Annotated in this window: 15 protein-coding genes; 10 read left to right on the top strand and 5 right to left on the bottom strand. The window is 71.8% G+C overall.

Annotated elements, in window-relative coordinates:
* The first annotated feature begins 9 nt into the window (after positions 1-9).
* From uvrC to OG335_RS12660, 9 genes are all read left to right on the top strand, one after another.
* Positions 10-2,046, top strand: a complete 2,037-nt coding sequence (gene uvrC, locus OG335_RS12700) for an excinuclease ABC subunit UvrC (RefSeq protein ID WP_405011204.1) — start codon at positions 10-12, stop codon at positions 2,044-2,046.
* 124 nt (positions 2,047-2,170) lie between these two features.
* Positions 2,171-3,049: an RNase adapter RapZ gene (gene rapZ / locus OG335_RS12695; protein ID WP_405015376.1), complete on the top strand. Its 879-nt coding sequence runs from the start codon at positions 2,171-2,173 to the stop codon at positions 3,047-3,049.
* 125 nt (positions 3,050-3,174) lie between these two features.
* Positions 3,175-4,197, top strand: coding sequence for a uridine diphosphate-N-acetylglucosamine-binding protein YvcK (gene yvcK / locus OG335_RS12690; protein ID WP_405015375.1), 1,023 nt, complete (start codon positions 3,175-3,177; stop codon positions 4,195-4,197).
* Entirely contained in the window at positions 4,188-5,168 is a 981-nt protein-coding gene (gene whiA, locus OG335_RS12685) for a DNA-binding protein WhiA (RefSeq protein ID WP_405011203.1), read from the top strand. Before yvcK ends, whiA begins: the two co-directional genes overlap by 10 nt.
* Positions 5,169-5,490: 322 nt before the next feature.
* Positions 5,491-6,495: a type I glyceraldehyde-3-phosphate dehydrogenase gene (gap, locus tag OG335_RS12680; protein ID WP_405011202.1), complete on the top strand. Its 1,005-nt coding sequence runs from the start codon at positions 5,491-5,493 to the stop codon at positions 6,493-6,495.
* 159 nt (positions 6,496-6,654) lie between these two features.
* Positions 6,655-7,860 (top strand): phosphoglycerate kinase, encoded by a 1,206-nt coding sequence (locus OG335_RS12675; protein ID WP_405011201.1) that lies wholly within the window; start codon positions 6,655-6,657, stop codon positions 7,858-7,860.
* Between the two features lie 4 nt (positions 7,861-7,864).
* The gene (gene tpiA / locus OG335_RS12670) at positions 7,865-8,650 is read left to right on the top strand and encodes a triose-phosphate isomerase (protein ID WP_405011200.1); all 786 of its coding nucleotides are present in this window, start codon (positions 7,865-7,867) and stop codon (positions 8,648-8,650) included.
* An 88-nt stretch (positions 8,651-8,738) separates the two neighbouring features.
* Positions 8,739-8,975, top strand: coding sequence for a preprotein translocase subunit SecG (gene secG / locus OG335_RS12665; RefSeq protein ID WP_405011199.1), 237 nt, complete (start codon positions 8,739-8,741; stop codon positions 8,973-8,975).
* 195 nt (positions 8,976-9,170) lie between these two features.
* Positions 9,171-9,458 (top strand): RNA polymerase-binding protein RbpA, encoded by a 288-nt coding sequence (locus OG335_RS12660; protein ID WP_257019256.1) that lies wholly within the window; start codon positions 9,171-9,173, stop codon positions 9,456-9,458.
* 126 nt (positions 9,459-9,584) lie between these two features.
* Here OG335_RS12660 and pgl read toward each other — a convergent pair whose 3' ends face one another.
* The 5 genes from pgl to tkt form a co-directional block, all read right to left on the bottom strand.
* Positions 9,585-10,355 carry a 6-phosphogluconolactonase gene (pgl, locus tag OG335_RS12655; RefSeq protein ID WP_405011198.1) on the bottom strand — a complete coding sequence of 257 codons (771 nt, stop codon included), beginning with the start codon at positions 10,353-10,355 and terminating at the stop codon, positions 9,585-9,587.
* A complete protein-coding gene (gene opcA / locus OG335_RS12650; protein WP_405011197.1) occupies positions 10,352-11,419 on the bottom strand; it encodes a glucose-6-phosphate dehydrogenase assembly protein OpcA in 1,068 nt (355 codons plus the stop codon). The genes pgl and opcA overlap by 4 nt, the downstream gene beginning before the upstream one ends.
* Positions 11,416-12,939: a glucose-6-phosphate dehydrogenase gene (zwf, locus tag OG335_RS12645; protein WP_405015374.1), complete on the bottom strand. Its 1,524-nt coding sequence runs from the start codon at positions 12,937-12,939 to the stop codon at positions 11,416-11,418. Before zwf ends, opcA begins: the two co-directional genes overlap by 4 nt.
* 102 nt (positions 12,940-13,041) lie before the next feature.
* Positions 13,042-14,181, bottom strand: a complete 1,140-nt coding sequence (gene tal / locus OG335_RS12640) for a transaldolase (protein ID WP_405011196.1) — start codon at positions 14,179-14,181, stop codon at positions 13,042-13,044.
* An 89-nt stretch (positions 14,182-14,270) separates the two neighbouring features.
* Positions 14,271-16,370 carry a transketolase gene (gene tkt / locus OG335_RS12635; protein WP_405011195.1) on the bottom strand — a complete coding sequence of 700 codons (2,100 nt, stop codon included), beginning with the start codon at positions 16,368-16,370 and terminating at the stop codon, positions 14,271-14,273.
* A gap of 457 nt (positions 16,371-16,827) precedes the next feature.
* Here tkt and OG335_RS12630 point away from each other — a divergent pair, with 457 nt between their 5' ends.
* A complete protein-coding gene (locus OG335_RS12630; RefSeq protein WP_405015373.1) occupies positions 16,828-17,769 on the top strand; it encodes a heme o synthase in 942 nt (313 codons plus the stop codon).
* The last annotated feature ends 112 nt before the right edge of the window (positions 17,770-17,881 follow it).

Raw genomic sequence — 17,881 nt, 5'->3', positions numbered from 1 at the left:
GGTAGGGACATGGCAGACCCGTCCACCTACCGTCCGGCGCCCGGCGCGATCCCGCTCTCACCCGGGGTCTACCGGTTCCGCGACGCGCACGGCCGGGTCATCTACGTCGGCAAGGCCAAGAGCCTCCGCCCGCGGCTGTCCTCCTACTTCCAGGACATCGCCAGCCTCCACCCCCGGACGGCGACCATGGTCACCACCGCCGCGTCGGTGGAGTGGACCGTCGTCGGCACCGAGGTCGAGGCGCTCCAGCTGGAGTACTCCTGGATCAAGGAGTTCGACCCGCGCTTCAACGTCAAGTACCGCGACGACAAGAGCTACCCCGAACTCGCCGTCACGCTCAACGAGGAGTTCCCCCGCGTGCAGGTGATGCGGGGAGCGCACAAGAAGGGCGTGCGCTACTTCGGCCCGTACGGCCACGCCTGGGCGATCCGCGAGACCGTCGACCTGCTGCTGCGGGTCTTCCCCGTGCGCACCTGCTCCAACGGCGTCTTCAAGCGGGCGGCCCAGGTCGGCCGCCCCTGCCTCCTCGGCTACATCGGCAAGTGCGCCGCGCCCTGCGTCGGCAAGGTCTCCGCCGACGAGCACCGCGCGCTCGCCGAGGAGTTCTGCGACTTCATGGCCGGCCGCACCGGCGGTCACCTGCGCCGGCTGGAGCTCCAGATGAAGGAGGCCGCCGTCGCCATGGAGTACGAGAGGGCGGCCCGGCTGCGCGACGACATAGGCGCCCTCACCCGCGCCATGGAGAAGAACGCCGTCGTGCTCGCCGACGGCACCGACGCCGACCTGCTGGCCCTCGCCGAGGACGAGCTGGAGGCCGCCGTCCAGATCTTCCACGTCCGCGGCGGCCGGGTGCGCGGCCAGCGCGGCTGGGTCACCGACCGCGTCGAGGACGTCGACACCGCGGGCCTCGTCGAGCACGCCCTGCAGCAGCTGTACGGCTCGGGCAGCGAGACCGTGCCCCGCGAGGTGCTGGTGCCCGCCCTGCCGGAGCCCGCCGGGCCCATCCACACGTGGCTGGCCGGCCTCCGCGGCGCCCAGGTCGACCTGCGCGTGCCGCAGCGCGGCGACAAGAAGGACCTGATGGAGACCGTCCGGCGGAACGCCCAGCAGTCGCTCGCGCTGCACAAGACCAGGCGCGCCTCCGACCTCACCACCCGCAGCCGCGCCCTCCAGGAGATCGCGGACGCCCTCGAACTCGACTCCGTGCCGCTGCGCATCGAGTGCTTCGACATCTCGCACCTGCAGGGCGAGGACGTCGTCGCCTCCATGGTCGTCTTCGAGGACGGCCTGGCCCGCAAGAGCGAGTACCGGCGCTTCCAGATCAAGGGCTTCGCCGGCCAGGACGACGTCCGCTCGATGCACGAGGTCATCGGCCGCCGCTTCCGCCGCTACCTGCAGGAGCGCGAGCAGACCGGCGAGTGGGCGGTGCCCGAGGAGGTCGCCGCCGGCGACGAGGCGGACGACGGCGCGGTGGCCGGCCCGGTCGACCCGGAGACCGGGCGTCCCCGCCGCTTCGCCTACCCCCCGCAGCTGCTCGTCGTCGACGGCGGTCAGCCGCAGGTCGCCGCGGCCCGCCGGGCACTCGACGAACTCGGCATCGACGACGTCGCCCTGTGCGGTCTCGCCAAGCGCCTGGAGGAGGTCTGGCTGCCCGGCCAGGACGACCCCGTCGTGCTGCCCCGCAGCAGCGAGGGCCTCTACCTGCTGCAGCGCGTCCGCGACGAGGCGCACCGCTTCGCGATCACCTACCAGCGGGCCAAGCGGTCCAAGCGACTCACCTCCGGGGAGCTGGACTCGGTGCCCGGGCTGGGCGAGACTCGCCGCCAGGCCCTGCTCAAGCACTTCGGTTCGCTGAAGCGCCTGCGCGCCGCCACCGTCGACGAGCTGTGCGAGGTGCCGGGGGTCGGCCGCCGCACCGCGGAGACTGTTGTGGCGGCGTTGGCCTCGCGGACACCCGCCGCACCCGCGGTGAACACCGCCACCGGCGAGATCATTGACGACAGCGCCGACCCGGCCGGGCCCGGCGAACCCCGGGAGACGCCATGACGGCCGACGCCGCCCGTCATCACCGGTGTCCGGGCCGCGCCCGCTGGGGCGGGCCCGGGAAGCACACCGGTGCCCGGAGCGTTCTTCCGAAGCGAACCACCGAGAGCGGGGAACCGAAGTGACTGTGTCCGACGTGGGCGAGAAGGCACCGGAGCTGGTGATCATCTCGGGGATGTCCGGCGCGGGCCGGAGCACCGCCGCGAAGTGCCTGGAGGACCTGGGCTGGTTCGTGGTCGACAACCTGCCGCCCGCGCTGATCCCCACCATGGTCGACCTCGGGGCCCGCTCCCACGGCGCGGTGCCACGGATCGGCGCGGTCGTCGACGTCCGCGGCCGCTCCTTCTTCGACGACCTCCTGACCTCGCTGGAGGAGCTGGAGAAGCGCGGGGTCCACCTCCGGGTGGTCTTCCTCGACTCCTCGGACGAGGCCCTGGTGCGCCGCTTCGAGTCGGTGCGCCGCCCGCACCCGCTGCAGGGCGACGGCCGCATCGTCGACGGCATCGCCCAGGAGCGCGAGCTGCTGCGCGACCTGCGCGGCGAGGCCGACCTGGTGATCGACACGTCCAACCTCAACGTGCACCAGCTGCGCGCCAAGCTCGACGCCCAGTTCGCCGACCACGACGAGCCGGAGCTGCGGGCCACGGTGATGTCGTTCGGCTTCAAGTACGGCCTGCCGGTCGACGCCGACCTCGTGGTCGACTGCCGCTTCCTGCCGAACCCGCACTGGGTGCCGGAACTGCGTGCGCGGACGGGCACCGACGGTGAGGTGGCGGACTACGTCTTCAAGCAGCCGGGCGCCCAGGAGTTCCTCGACGGGTACGCCGAGCTGCTGCGGATCGTGACCGAAGGGTATCGCCGCGAGGGCAAGCGGTACATGACTCTTGCCGTAGGCTGCACCGGTGGCAAGCACCGGAGCGTGGCCATGTCCGAGCGGCTGACCAAGCGTCTGATCGCGGACGGCGTCGAAACGGTGCTCGTCCACCGCGACATGGGCAGGGAGTGACACCCCGGGGCTGACCGGGCCGCCCCGCCCGGCAGCTCGACGGGGCACCAGTACAGGAACGTGGGGTCGGTGTGACGGGATACTCGCCAGCACGGCAGTTGCAGCAGAGGTCTGGCGAGCGAGCCCTGGCCGGGAACAGTCCGGCCGCCCACAAGACGCGCCCCGGCGCGCCCCGGATCACCGCGCTCGGCGGCGGGCAGGGCCTCTCCGCCTCGCTGTCGGCGCTGCGCCGGCTCACCAACGAGCTGACCGCCGTCGTCACCGTCGCCGACGACGGCGGGTCCAGCGGGCGGCTGCGCGCCGAGCTCGGCGTGCTGCCCCCGGGTGACCTGCGGAAGGCCCTGGCGGCCCTCTGCGGCGACGACGACTGGGGCCGCACCTGGTCGGAGGTGCTCCAGCAGCGCTTCACCGGCGACGGCGACCTCGGCGGGCACGCCGTCGGCAACCTGCTGATCGTGGCCCTGTGGGAGAAGCTCCGCGACCCGGTGGAGGCGCTCAACTGGGTCGGGCGGCTGCTGAACGTCCAGGGCCGGGTGCTGCCGATGTCCGCCGTCCCGCTCGACATCGAGGCGGAGGTCCGCGGCCACGACCCGGACCGCCCGCACGAGGTGACCGCCGTGCGGGGGCAGGCGAGCGTCGCGGTGACCCCGGGCACCGTGGAGTCCGTCCGGCTGCTGCCCGAGGAGCCGCCCGCCGTCCCGGAGGCCGTCGCCGCCGTCCTGGAGGCCGACTGGGTGGTCCTGGGCCCCGGCTCCTGGTTCACCAGCGTGCTGCCGCACCTCCTGGTGCCCGAGCTCGCGAAGGCGCTCACCGAGACCCGCGCGCGCCGTCTCCTCACGCTCAACCTGGCGCCCCAGCCGGGGGAGACCGAGGGCTTCACCCCGCAGCGCCACCTCGACGTGATCGCCGACCACGCCCCCGACCTGGCCGTCGACGCGATCCTGGTCGACGAGCGGGCGGTCACCGGCGGTGCCTTCGGCCTGGCCGACCTCGCGGGCCTGGAGAAGGCCGCGGAGCGGATGGGCGCCGCACTGGTGCTCGGCCGGGTCGCCCGGGCGGATGGTACGCCGCGACACGACCCGGAGCTCCTGGCTGCGGCGTACGACCGGATTTTCCGGACACATGGAAGGATCGGCCCATGGCGATGACTCCTGCGGTGAAGGACGAAATCTCCCGGCTCCCGGTCACCCGGGCCTGCTGCCGGAAGGCGGAGGTCTCGGCGATCCTGCGGTTCGCGGGCGGTCTGCACATCGTGAGCGGCCGGATCGTGATCGAGGCGGAGCTGGACACGGGCATCGCGGCCCGACGGCTGCGCAAGGACCTGCTGGAGATCTTCGGGCACTCCTCGGACCTCGTGGTGATGGCCCCCGGCGGGCTGCGGCGCGGCAGCCGGTACGTGGTGCGCGTGGTCAAGGACGGCGAGCTGCTGGCGCGGCAGACCGGGCTCGTGGACGGCCGTGGGCGGCCGATCCGGGGCCTGCCGCCGGCGGTGGTCTCCGGGGCGACCTGTGACGCCGAGGCGGCGTGGCGCGGGGCCTTCCTGGCGCACGGCTCGCTGACCGAGCCGGGCCGGTCCTCCTCCCTGGAGGTCACCTGCCCCGGTTCGGAGGCGGCGCTCGCCCTGGTGGGCGCGGCCCGCAGGCTCGGCATCCCGGCGAAGGCGCGCGAGGTCCGCGGCGTCGACCGCGTGGTCATCCGTGACGGTGACGCGATCGGCGCGCTGTTGACGCGGCTGGGTGCGCACGAGTCCGTGCTGGCCTGGGAGGAGCGCCGGATGCGGCGCGAGGTCCGGGCGACGGCCAACCGGCTCGCCAACTTCGACGACGCCAACCTGCGCCGCTCCGCGCGGGCGGCCGTGGCGGCCGGGGCACGGGTGCAGCGCGCCCTGGAGATCCTCGGGGACGAGGTGCCCGAGCACCTGGCGGCCGCCGGCCAGCTCCGGATGCAGCACAAGCAGGCCTCGCTGGAGGAGCTGGGCGCGCTCGCCGACCCGCCGCTGACGAAGGACGCGGTGGCCGGCCGGATCCGCCGCCTGCTGGCGATGGCCGACAAGCGGGCCTCGGAGCTCGGCCTGCCGAGCACGGAGGCCAACCTGACCGACGAGATGGCGCTCAGCTGAGCCCAGCGTCCCACCCGTCGGACGGCCGGCGTCCCGCAGAGCGGGCGCCGGTCGTTCCGTGTCCGAACGTGGGTGCGGGTCGGGGGCGGGCCGCGGCCCCGCGGGGAGCGGCGCCGGGCGGCGGCCCCCTGCGGGGCCAACTGCCCGGCCCGGGCCGGGTGGAGCGGCCGGGGGGCCGGTGTGCGGGCCGGCCTGCGACGGGCCCGCCGGAGAGGCGATGTGCCCACCCGACCCGGGGAGGGGTAGGGTCATGGGTGGTCGGGGACATCCCATTTCCACCCCGTCGGCATAGCTCCGGCGTACCTAACGAGGAGATCGGTTCGTGACGATCCGGGTAGGCATCAACGGATTCGGCCGCATCGGCCGCAACTTCTTCCGTGCGGTTCGGGCCCAGGGCGCGGACATCGAGATCGTCGGTGTCAACGACCTGACCGACACCAAGACCCTGGCGCACCTGCTCAAGTACGACTCCATCCTGGGCACCCTGCAGGCCGAGGTCTCGCACACCGCCGACAGCATCACGGTCGACGGCAAGACCTTCAAGGTGATCGCCGAGCGCGACCCCGCCAGCCTGCCCTGGGGCGAGCTGGGCGTGGACATCGTGATCGAGTCCACCGGCATCTTCACCAAGGCCGACCAGGCCAAGAAGCACGTCACGGCCGGTGCCAAGAAGGTCATCATCTCGGCGCCCGCCACCGACGAGGACGTCACCATCGTGATGGGCGTCAACGACGACAAGTACGACGCCGCGAACCACACGGTGATCTCCAACGCCTCCTGCACCACCAACTGCGTGGCGCCGCTGGCGAAGGTGCTGAACGAGAACTTCGGCATCGTCAAGGGTCTGATGACCACGGTCCACGCGTTCACGAACGACCAGGTCACCCTGGACTTCCCGCACAAGGACCTGCGCCGCGCCCGTGCCGCGTCGCTGAACATCATCCCGACCTCGACGGGTGCCGCCAAGGCCACCGCCCTGGTGCTGCCCGAGCTCAAGGGCAAGCTGGACGGCACCTCGCTGCGCGTCCCGGTCCCGACCGGCTCGATCACCGACCTGGTCGTCACCCTGGAGCGCGAGGTCACCGTCGAGGAGGTCAACGCGGCCTTCCAGAAGGCGGCCGAGGGCGACCTCAAGGGCATCCTGGAGTACACCGAGGACCCGATCGTCTCCTCCGACATCGTGAACTCGCCGTTCTCGACCATCTTCGACTCCCTGATGACCATGGCCCAGGGCAACCAGGTCAAGGTCTTCGGCTGGTACGACAACGAGTGGGGCTACTCGAACCGCCTCGTCAACCTGACCTCCCTCGTCGGTGGCCAGCTCTGACCTCAGCGGGAGCTGACGTGATGTGAGGAGCAGGGCCCGGAAGGCCACAGGCCGTCCGGGCCCTCGCTTCGCGTCCTTCACCCTCACGCGCCGTGTTCCCGGCGGCCCGTCGTCGTGCCGCCGACACGCTCCACCCTTCTCCCCGGGAGACCGAAGACCGTGAAGACGATCGAAGACCTCCAGGTCGCCGGCCAGCGGGTGTTCGTCCGCGCCGACCTGAACGTGCCGCTCTCCGGCGGCGAGATCACCGACGACGGCCGCATCCGCGCCGTCGCCCCGACCATCGCCAAGCTGGTCCAGGCCGGCGCCAAGGTGGTCGTCGCCTCGCACCTGGGCCGCCCCAAGGGCGAGCCCGACCCGCAGTTCTCCCTCGCGCCGGTGGCGGTCCGCCTCGGCGAGATCCTCGGTGCGCCGGTGGCCTTCGCCACCGACACCGTGGGCGAGAGCGCGAAGGCCACCGTCGCCGCCCTGGCCGACGGCGAGGTCACGCTGCTGGAGAACCTGCGCTTCAACGCCGGCGAGACCGCCAAGGACGACGCCGAGCGCGGCGCGTTCGCCGACGAGCTGGCCGCCCTCGCGGACGTGTACGTCGGTGACGGCTTCGGTGCGGTGCACCGCAAGCACGCCTCGGTGTACGACCTGCCGGCCCGCCTGCCGCACGCCGTCGGCGACCTGATCGCCACCGAGGTGGGCGTGCTCAAGCGCCTCACCGACGAGGTGGCCCGGCCGTACGTGGTCGTGCTCGGCGGGTCGAAGGTCTCCGACAAGGTCGGCGTGATCGACAACCTGCTCGGCAAGGCCGACCGCATCCTGATCGGCGGCGGCATGGCGTTCACCTTCCTCGCGGCCCAGGGCCACGAGGTCGGCACCTCGCTGCTGCAGAAGGACCAGATCCCGACCGTGCTGGAGTACCTGGAGCGCGCGAAGGCGAACGGCGTCGAGTTCGTGATCCCGGTGGACGCCGTGGTCTCCGGGGGCTTCCCCGACCTGAAGACCAAGGCCCCGGTCGAGGACCGCCGGGTCGTCGACGCGGACAAGATCCCCGCCGACACCCTGGGCCTGGACATCGGTCCGAAGTCCGGCGAGCTGTTCGCGTCCAAGATCGCGGACGCGGGCACCGTCTTCTGGAACGGCCCCATGGGCGTCTTCGAGCACCCGGCCTTCGCCGACGGCACCAAGGCCGTCGCCGGGGCGCTGCTCGACTCCGACGCTTTCACCGTGGTCGGCGGCGGCGACTCCGCCGCGGCCGTGCGCATCCTGGGCTTCGACGAGACGGAGTTCGGGCACATCTCGACCGGCGGTGGCGCGAGCCTCGAGTACCTGGAGGGCAAGACCCTCCCCGGTCTCGCCGCCCTGGAAGGCTGAGGCAATGACTGAGCGTCTCCCGCTGATGGCGGGCAACTGGAAGATGAACCTCAACCACCTTGAGGCCATCCAGCACACCCAGAAGCTGGCGTTCGCGCTGGCCGACAAGGACTACGCGGCCGTCGAGGTCGCCGTCCTCGTGCCCTTCACCGACCTCCGCTCGGTGCAGACCCTGGTCGACGGCGACAAGCTGAAGATCAAGTACGGCTCGCAGGACATCTCGCAGTACGACTCCGGTGCCTACACCGGCGAGATCTCGGGCCCGATGCTCTCCCGGCTGAAGTGCACCTTCGCGGTGATCGGCCACTCGGAGCGCCGCCAGTACCACGGCGAGGACGAGCCGATCGTCAACGCCAAGGTGAAGGCCGCCTACCGCGCCGGGATCACCCCGATCCTGTGCATCGGCGAGCCGCTGGACATCCGCAAGGCCGGCACCCACGTCGAGCACACCCTCGCGCAGCTGGACGGCGCCCTCGACGGCGTCCCGGCCTCGGACGCCGAGAGCATCGTCGTCGCGTACGAGCCGGTCTGGGCGATCGGCACCGGCGAGGTGGCGACCCCGGAGGACGCGCAGGAGGTCTGCGGTGCGATCCGCGGCCGCCTGGCGGAGCTCTACTCGGCCGAGCTGGCCGACAAGGTCCGTGTCCTGTACGGCGGTTCGGTGAAGTCCTCCAGCGTCGCCGGCCTGATGGCGAAGCCGGACGTGGACGGCGGTCTCATCGGCGGCGCCTCCCTGGACGCCGAGGAGTTCGTCAGGATCGTGCGCTTCCGGGACCAGGCAGTAGGCTAACGCCGCTGCAGCAACGTAGGCTTTGGGGCCGGACCGCTTCCATGCGGTCCGGCCCCGTCGCCGAAGATACGAGAGAGTTGGTCCCGCCGTGGTTCTCGGGTTCTCGATTGCCCTGATCATCTTCAGTCTTCTGATGATCCTCCTGGTGCTGCTGCACAAGGGGAAGGGCGGCGGCCTGTCCGACATGTTCGGTGGCGGTGCGATGTCGACCGGTGGCGGTTCCGCCGTGGCCGAGCGCAACCTCGACCGCATCACGGTCATCGTCGGCCTCGCCTGGTTCGCCTCCGTCGTGGTGCTGAGCCTGCTGCTCAAGTACAAGAGCTGACGCTCCGTCGACTCCCGCCTATGCTGGGAGGGTCCTGGTGGCAGAGGCGGTAGTGGCAGAGCTTTTTAACTCCCGCTTACACTAGGACGACTTCGCCACCGTCCGCACGCCGCGGCCGGCGGGCACCAGCACGCAGGGAGTCAGACCGTGGCAAGTGGCAACGCCATTCGAGGAAGCAGGGTCGGCGCAGGCCCGATGGGCGAGGCGGAGCGCGGCGAGTCCGCCCCCCGCAATCGGATCTCCTTCTGGTGCGCGAACAAGCACGAGACCCGTCCCAGCTTCGCGGCGGAGGCGGCGATCCCGGAGACCTGGGACTGCCCGCGCTGCGGGTTCCCGGCAGGCCAGGACGAGCACAACCCTCCGGCCCCGGCGCGCAACGAGCCGTACAAGACGCACCTCGCGTACGTGCGCGAGCGCCGCACCGACGCCGACGGCGAGGCGATCCTCGCCGAGGCGCTGGCGAAGCTCCGCGGCGAGATCTGAGCCGCCGCCGGGGGCGGCGTGGAGGCGGTCCTCCGCGCACCGTCCCGGCGCCACCTGCGAGCGCATACGGAACGGCCCGGCCCCCTGCGAAGGGGGCCGGGCCGTTCCGCGTGCGGCGGGGGCCGCTCAGCCGTGGAGGTTCGGCAGCCCGGCCGCGGCCGTGCGGTCGAGCAGCCACAGCGTCCGGTCCGTGCCGTACGCGCCGGAGGCCGGCGCCTGCAGCTCGCCCGGGCCGCTGAGGGCCAGGGCGACCGCCCCGGCCTTGTCCTCGCCGGCCGCGAGCAGCCAGACCTCGCGGGCCGCGCGGATCGCGGGCAGGGTGAGCGAGATCCGGGTGGGCGGGGGCTTGGGCGCGCCGCGCACGCCGATCACCGTCCGCTCGGTCTCGCGCACCCCGGGGTGCTCGGGGAAGAGCGAGGCGACGTGGGTGTCCGGGCCGACGCCGAGCAGCAGCACGTCGAACGCGGGCACGCCGAGGCCGGAGCCCGGCTCGGCGTGCTTCGCGAGCTCGTCGGCGTACCGCTCGGCCGCGGCCTCGACGTCGGAGCCGTCGGGACCGTCCGAAGCCGGCATCACGTGCACCCGGGACGGGTCCAGCGGGACGCGGTCGAGCAGCGCGGCCGCCTGGACGGCGTTGCGCTCCGGGTCGTCCGCGGCGACGAACCGCTCGTCGCCCCACCAGAGGTCGAGCCGGGCCCAGTCGACCGCGTCGCGCGCCGGGGAGGCGGCGATCGCGGCCAGCAGGGCGTTGCCGTTCCGGCCGCCGGTGAGCACCACCGAGGCGGTGCCGCGGGCGGACTGGGCGTCCACGATCCGGGTGATCAGGCGGGCCGCGGTGGCCTGCGCCATCAGCTCCTTGTCGCGGTGGACGACCAGCTGCGGGGCCGTCGCCGTCATGACGCGTTCCGCTTGCGGGCCGCGGCCTTCCTGGCGGGCGCCTTCTCCGCCGCCGCACCGGCGTCGGCCTCGGCGGTCGCCCCGCCGGACGCTTCGGCGGTCTCCGCGGGCGTCGCGCCGTCGGCGCCGTCCGCGGCGGGCGTACCGAGCTCCGCCACCGGGGTGCGGACGGCGGTCGCGTAGATGTCGTCCGGGTCGAGGCGGCGGAGCTCCTCGGCGATCAGCTCGGCGACCTCGCGGCGCTTGAGCGCGACCATCCGGTCCGGCGCGCCGGGCATCGACAGGGTGCCCATGAGCCCGTCCGGCCGGTCGAGGACGATGTCGCCGTCCTCGGTGCCGAGGCGGACGGCGGTGATGCCGGGGCCGGCGGTGACGACGCGTTCCACGGGGACGTCGAGGCGGTTGTGCAGCCACAGGCCGAGCAGTTCGACGCTGGGGTTGTACGGCTCGCCCTCGACGCTGGCGTGGGTGACCTTGGTGGGGCGCTGGTCCAGGGCGGCGGCCAGCATGGAGCGCCAGCCGGTGATCCTGGTCCAGGCGAGGTCGGTGTCGCCGGGGGTGTAGGTCGCGGCCCGCTGGGCGAGCTGGTCGACCGGGGACTCCGCGGTCACCGCGTCGGTGATGCGGCGCTGGGCGAGCGCGCCCAGCTTGTCCTTGGCCGGCGCCTGCGGGGCGTTCTCCGGCCACCAGACGACCACCGGGGCGTCCGGCAGCAGCAGCGGCAGGACGACGGACTGGGCGTGCGAGGCGAGTTCGCCGTGCATGCGCAGGACGACGGTCTCGCCCGACCCCGCGTCGGAGCCCACCAGGATCTCCGCGTCGAGGCGGGCCTGGGCGCGGGCCCGCGGCGAGCGCCCGGCGCGCTTGATGACGGCCAGGGTGCGGGAGGGGTGTTCGCGGGAGGCGTCGTTGGCGGCCTTGAGGGCGTCGTAGGCGCTGCCCTCGTCGGTGACGATGACGAGGGTGAGGACCATCCCGGCGGCGCCCGCGCCGGCGGCGCGGCGGGCCTCCATGAGGGCGCCGTTGATCTTGCTGGACGTGGTGTCCGTGAGGTCGATCTTCATGGCCGGCGCCAGCTCCTGCCGTCTCGTGCGAGCATCTCGTCGGCCTCCGCGGGGCCCCAGGTGCCCGAGGGGTACTGCGCGGGCTTGCCGTGGGTGTCCCAGTACTTCTCGACCGGGTCGAGGATCTGCCAGGACAGCTCGACCTCCTGGTGGCGCGGGAAGAGGTTCGCGTCGCCGAGGAGCACGTCGAGGATGAGGCGCTCGTAGGCCTCGGGGCTGGACTCGGTGAAGGACTCGCCGTAGGCGAAGTCCATGGTGACGTCCCGGACCTCCAGGGCGGTGCCGGGCACCTTGGAGCCGAAGCGGACGGTGACGCCCTCGTCCGGCTGGACCCGGATGACCAGGGCGTTCTGGCCGAGTTCCTCGGTGGCGTAGGAGTCGAAGGGCAGGTAGGGGGCGCGCTGGAAGACCACGGCGATCTCGGTGACGCGCCGGCCCAGGCGCTTGCCGGTGCGCAGGTAGAACGGCACTCCGGCCCAGCGGCGGTTGTTGATCTCCAGCTTGATCGCGGCGTAGGTGTCGGTCGTGGAGGAGGGGTTGATGCCGTCCTCGTCGAGGTAGCCGACGACCTCCTCGCCGCCCTGCCAGCCGCCCGCGTACTGGCCGCGCACGGTGTGCGCGCCGAGGTCGGCGGGGAGGCGGACGGCGGAGAGGACCTTGAGCTTCTCGGCGACCAGGGCCTTGGGGTGGAAGGAGGCCGGTTCCTCGATGGCGGTCAGGGCCATCAGCTGCAGGAGGTGGTTCTGGATGACGTCGCGGGCCGAGCCGATGCCGTCGTAGTAGCCGGCGCGGCCGCCGATGCCGATGTCCTCGGCCATGGTGATCTGCACGTGGTCGACGTAGGAGCGGTTCCAGATCGGTTCGAACATCTGGTTGGCGAACCGCAGGGCCAGGATGTTCTGGACGGTCTCCTTGCCCAGGTAGTGGTCGATCCGGAAGACCTCGTCGCGGGGGAAGACCTCGTGGACGATCCGGTTCAGCTCCTGCGCGCTCTCCAGGTCGTGGCCGAACGGCTTCTCGATCACCGCGCGCCGCCACGAGCCCTTGGGAGGGTCGGTGAGGCCGTGCTTCTTGAGCTGCTGGACGACGGTGGGGAAGAACTTGGGCGGTACCGACAGGTAGAAGGCGAAGTTGCCGCCGGTGCCCTGGGCCTGGTCGAGTTCCTCGATGGTCTTGCGGAGGGTGTCGAAGGCCTCGTCGTCGCCGAAGTCGCCCTGGACGAAGCGCATGCCCTTGGCGAGCTGCTGCCAGACCTCCTCGCGGAAGGGGGTGCGGGCGTGTTCCTTGACCGCGTCGTGCACCTCCCGCGCGAAGTCCTCGTCCTCCCATTCGCGGCGGGCGAAGCCGACGAGCGAGAAGCCCGGCGGCAGGAGGCCGCGGTTGGCGAGGTCGTAGATGGCGGGCATCAGTTTCTTGCGCGAGAGGTCACCGGTCACGCCGAAGATCACCAGGCCGGACGGCCCGGCGATCCTCGGCAGCCGGCGGTCCGCCGGATCGCGCAGCGGGTTGGAGGACTGCAGGGGATCGCCCTGCCCGACCTCGGCCCCCTCGACATCGGGAAAAGCAGGGGTGTTGCTCACTGGTGTTGGCTCCGCTCTCCGTGCGCTGTTCGTGAGCAGTGATCAGTTCTGGTCGCCGTGCCGGGCGAGCGAGGCCGAGACGGTCTCCAGGAGTTCCTTCCAGGAGATCTCGAACTTCTCGACGCCCTCGTCCTCCAGGACCTGGACGACGTCGTCGTAGTCGACGCCGGCGGCGGCGACGGCGTCCATGACGGCCTGCGCGTCGGCGTAGTTGACGGTGACGGTGTCGCCGGTGACGGTGCCGTGGTCGTCGGTGGCGTCGAGGGTGGCCTCGGGCATGGTGTTGACGGTGCCGGGGGCGACGAGCTCGGTCACGTACAGGGTGTCGGGGAGGTTCGGGTCCTTGACGCCGGTCGACGCCCAGAGCGGGCGCTGGGCGTTGGCGCCGGCGGACTCCAGCGCCTTCCAGCGCTCCGAGCCACCGCGACTCCCGTCGGCGGAGCCGAACACCTCCTCGTACGCCTGGTAGGCGAGGCGGGCGTTGGCGATCGCGGCCTTGGAACGGAGGTCCTTGGCGTCGCCGCCGATCTTCTCCAGGCGCTTGTCGATCTCGGTGTCCACGCGGGAGACGAAGAAGGAGGCGACGGACTCGACCTGGGAGAGGTCGTGGCCGGCGGCCTTCGCCTTCTCCAGGCCGGTGAGGTAGGCGTCGATGACGGCGCGGTAGCGGTCCAGGGAGAAGATCAGCGTGACGTTGACGCTGATGCCCCTGGCGACGACCTCGGTGATGGCGGGCAGGCCGGCCCTGGTGGCGGGGATCTTGATGAGGACGTTGGGGCGGTCGACGAGCCACCACAGCTGCTTGGCCTCGGCGATCGTGGCGGCGGTCTCGTGGGCGAGGCGGGGGTCGACCTCGATCGAGACGCGGCCGTCGCGGCCGTTGGAGGCGTCGTAGACGGAGCGCAGGACGTCGGCGGCGTCGCGGACGTCGGAGGTGGTGATCATGCGGACGGCCTCGTCCACGGTGACCTTGCGGACGGCGAGGTCGTCGAGCTGGCCGTCGTAGGCGGTGCTGCCGCCGCCGATGGCCTTCTGGAAGATGGTCGGGTTGGTGGTGACACCGACGACGTGCTTCTCCTGGACGAGTTCGGCCAGGTTGCCGCTGTTGAGCCGGTCGCGGCTGAGGTCGTCCAGCCAGATCGCCACGCCTTCGTCGCTGAGGCGCTTCAGTGCGTCAGTCATGGTGCTACATCCTCTTTTTTCGTACGTTCTGTGGGGTGCGTCGGAAGGCCGGGTACCCGATGTGCGGTCGGATACCCGGCCTCGGCGGCTTAGCGGGAGACGGCCTCGACCGTGCGCAGCGAGGCGCGGGCGGCGCCGGCGACGGCGTCGGCGGTCAGACCGAACTCCTGGTAGAGCACCTGGTAGTCGGCGGAGGCGCCGAAGTGGTCGAGGCTGATGATCCGGCCGGCGTCGCCGACCAGTTCGCGCCAGCCCTGGGCGATGCCGGCCTCGACGGAGACCCGGGCCCGGACGTTCGGCGGCAGCACGCTGTCGCGGTACGCCTGGTCCTGCTCGTTGAACCACTCGATCGAGGGCATCGACACCACGCGGGTCGGGATGCCGTCGGCCTCCAGGGCCGTACGCGCCTGGACGGCGAGCTGCACCTCGGAACCGGTACCGATCAGGATCACCTTCGGCGAGGAACCCGACGCCTCGGCGAGCACGTAGCCGCCCCTGGCCGCGCCCTCCGCGGAGTGGAACTCCTCCCGGTCCCACGTCGGCACGCCCTGACGGGTCAGCGCCAGACCCACCGGCCCGGGGTGACTGGTGTGCCGCTCCACGATCGTCCGCCACACCACCGCGGTCTCGTTCGCGTCACCCGGACGCACCACCGACAGACCCGGGATCGCCCGCAGCGCCGCCAGGTGCTCCACCGGCTGGTGCGTGGGGCCGTCCTCGCCCAGACCGATCGAGTCGTGCGTCCACACGTAGGTGACGGGCAGCTTCATCAGGGCGGCCAGACGCACCGCGGGGCGCATGTAGTCGGAGAACACCAGGAAGGTGCCGCCGTAGATGCGGGTGCCGCCGTGCAGGGCGATACCGTTCATGATCGAACCCATGGCGTGCTCACGGATCCCGAAGTGGATCGTCCGCCCGTACGGCGACGCCGACTTCAGCGGATTGCCCTCGGGAAGGAACGAGGACTCCTCGTCGATCGTGGTGAGGTTCGACTCCGCGAGGTCGGCGGAGCCGCCCCACAGCTCGGGGATGAGCCCACCGATCGCCTTCAGCGTGTCACCCGAGGCCTTGCGGGTCGCCACGTCCTTGCCCGCCGGGAAGACCGGCAGAGCCTTCTCCCACCCGTCCGGGAGCTCCCCGATCCGGATCCGGTCGAACTCCGCCGCGCGCTCCGGGTTCGCCGCACGCCAGGCGTGGAAGCCCTGCTCCCACACACCGCGGGCGGCCTTGCCGCGCTGCACGACCTCACGGGCGTGCTCGACGACCTGCTCGGACACCTCGAAGGACTTCTCCGGCGAGAAACCCAGGACCTTCTTCGTCGCCGCGATCTCCGCGTCGCCCAGCGCCGAGCCGTGCGCCTTCGCGGTGTCCTGCGCGTTCGGCGCCGGCCAGGCGATGATGGTCCGCATCGCGATGATCGACGGACGCGCGGTCTCGGCCTTCGCCGCGGCGAGCGCGGTGGCCAGCGCGTGCACGTCCACGTCGCCGTCCGCCTTGGGCGTGATCCGCTGCACGTGCCAGCCGTACGCCTCGTACCGGGCCAGGACGTCCTCGGAGAACGCCGTCTCCGTGTCACCCTCGATCGAGATGTGGTTGTCGTCGTACAGCGCGACGAGGTTGCCCAGCTTCTGGTGCCCGGCCAGCGAGGACGCCTCCGCGGAGACACCCTCCTCCAGGTCACCGTCCGAGACGATCGCCCAGATCGTGTGGTCGAACGGCGAGGTGCCCGCCGCCGCCTCCGGATCGAACAGGCCGCGCTCGTAGCGGGCGGCCATCGCCATCCCCACCGCGTTCGCGATGCCCTGACCCAGCGGCCCCGTCGTCGTCTCGACACCCGCGGTGTGCCCGTGCTCCGGATGCCCCGGCGTACGGCTGCCCGCGACCCGGAACGCCTTCAGGTCGTCCAGCGACAGACCGTAACCCGACAGGTAGAGCTGCGTGTACAGCGTCAGAGAGGTGTGTCCGGGGGACAGCACGAAGCGGTCGCGTCCCACCCAGGCGGGGTCCGTCGGGTCATGACGCAGGAAACGCTGGAAGATCACGTACGCAGCGGGGGCCAGCGACATCGCCGTGCCGGGATGACCGTTGCCCACCTTCTGCACAGCGTCCATCGCCAGGACCCGGGCCGTGTCGACGGTCCGCTGGTCCAGGTCGGTCCATTCGAAAGCGTTCGTCGGCGTGGTGCTCACCCTGTCTCAGGGCTCCTTCCATGGTGGTGAAGAGTGACCCCGTGAAGGGGACCGGGTCGGCCACGTCGCTGTGGGCCTGACTTGCGCTGGTGCCGGTCACGGAGGGTTGATCCCGCTTCTCTGTGCGAGCCTACCGCCCGGAAGGGCCCTCACCCTCGTGCCAGGACAACCCGGGGTGGCGGTATCGGCATTCCTGAAGGCCGCACGGTTCCTGTCCTACCCTCACCCGGAGGCGGTCCGTCCGCCCGTCCGAAGGGCAAGACGGGGCGGCCCGCCCGGCGGGCCCGATCTGCGGTGATTCACCCGGGGGTGTGCGGCTTCGGCTCGCCGGGGCACCCCGAGGCCGGACGGGACATATGGAGCGTCTAAGGTGGCGTGGTACGCGCAGAGCGGACGCACCGGAGCCCAGCGGGCCCAGGGGAACGCCTGTGGAAGTTCATCGTGAGTTGGGGTGTTCGTGACCGCCGTCGAATCCCGCCCCGCCGGGGCGGTCGGGGCGACGCCTGCGCACCGGCCGTTCGGGGCCCGTGTCGGGGCATTCGTCGCACTGACCAAGCCTCGGATCATCGAGCTGCTGCTGATCACCACCGTGCCGGTGATGTTCCTGGCGCAGCGGGGAGTGCCGGACCCCCTCCTCGTGCTGTGGGTGGTCGTCGGCGGCTACCTGTCGGCCGGTGGCGCCAACGCGCTCAACATGTACATCGACCGCGACATCGACGCGGTGATGACCCGCACCGAGCGCCGTCCGATCGTCACCGGCATGGTGTCGCCGCGCGAGGCCCTCGTCTTCGGCATCGCGCTCGCCGTCGCCTCCACGCTCTGGCTGGGCCTGCTCGTCAACGCGCTCGCCTCGGCGCTCGCGCTCGCGGCGCTCCTCTTCTACGTGTTCGTGTACACGCTCGGCCTGAAGCGCCGCACGACGCAGAACATCGTGTGGGGCGGCATCGCCGGGTGCATGCCGGTGTTCGTGGGCTGGGCCGCCGTCACGAACGAGCTGTCCTGGTCGGCGCTGGTGCTCTTCCTCGTCATCTTCTTCTGGACGCCGCCGCACTACTGGCCGCTGTCGATGAAGGTGCGCGACGACTACGCCAAGGCGGGCGTCCCGATGCTGCCGGTCGTCAAGGGCAACCTCGCCGTGGCGCGGCAGATCGTCGCCTACTCGTGGGTGATGGTCGCCGTCTCGCTGGCGCTGTGGCCGCTGGCCGACACCAGCTGGCTGTACCCGGTCTCCGCGGTGGTGCTCGGCGTGTTCTGGCTGAAGGAGGCGCACGGGCTGCACGCCCGCGCCAAGGCCGGGGTGGTCGGTGCCAAGCTGAAGGAGATGCGGCTCTTCCACTGGTCGATCACCTACCTGACGCTGCTGTTCGTGGTCATCGCGGTCGACCCGTTCGTGAAGTAGCCGTCACCGCTGCAGGACGGAGCCCCGGGGCGTGTGCCCCGGGGCTCCGTCGTGTCCAGGGCCCGGGGGCGGCGTCGGGCTCGGCACGGCCGTGCCGTCCGCGGGGCGGGCC

Origin of the sequence: Kitasatospora sp. NBC_01539 (genome assembly GCF_045040525.1) — a bacterium.
In the GTDB taxonomy this organism is placed as follows: Bacteria; Actinomycetota; Actinomycetes; order Streptomycetales; family Streptomycetaceae; genus Kitasatospora.
The sequence above is the reverse complement of the archived record's forward strand: the minus strand, read 5'-3'. Positions and strand labels throughout refer to the sequence as shown.

Bases quoted from the DNA above. Each gene is read 5' to 3' on its own strand.
- uvrC (WP_405011204.1), top strand. From the start codon at position 10: ATGGCAGACCCGTCCACCTACCGTCCGGCGCCCGGCGCGATCCCGCTC.
- whiA (WP_405011203.1), top strand. From the start codon at position 4,188: ATGGCGATGACTCCTGCGGTGAAGGACGAAATCTCCCGGCTCCCGGTC.
- tpiA (WP_405011200.1), top strand. From the start codon at position 7,865: ATGACTGAGCGTCTCCCGCTGATGGCGGGCAACTGGAAGATGAACCTC.
- OG335_RS12660 (WP_257019256.1), top strand. From the start codon at position 9,171: ATGGGCGAGGCGGAGCGCGGCGAGTCCGCCCCCCGCAATCGGATCTCC.
- pgl (WP_405011198.1), bottom strand. From the start codon at position 10,355: ATGACGGCGACGGCCCCGCAGCTGGTCGTCCACCGCGACAAGGAGCTG.
- opcA (WP_405011197.1), bottom strand. From the start codon at position 11,419: ATGAAGATCGACCTCACGGACACCACGTCCAGCAAGATCAACGGCGCC.
- tal (WP_405011196.1), bottom strand. From the start codon at position 14,181: ATGACTGACGCACTGAAGCGCCTCAGCGACGAAGGCGTGGCGATCTGG.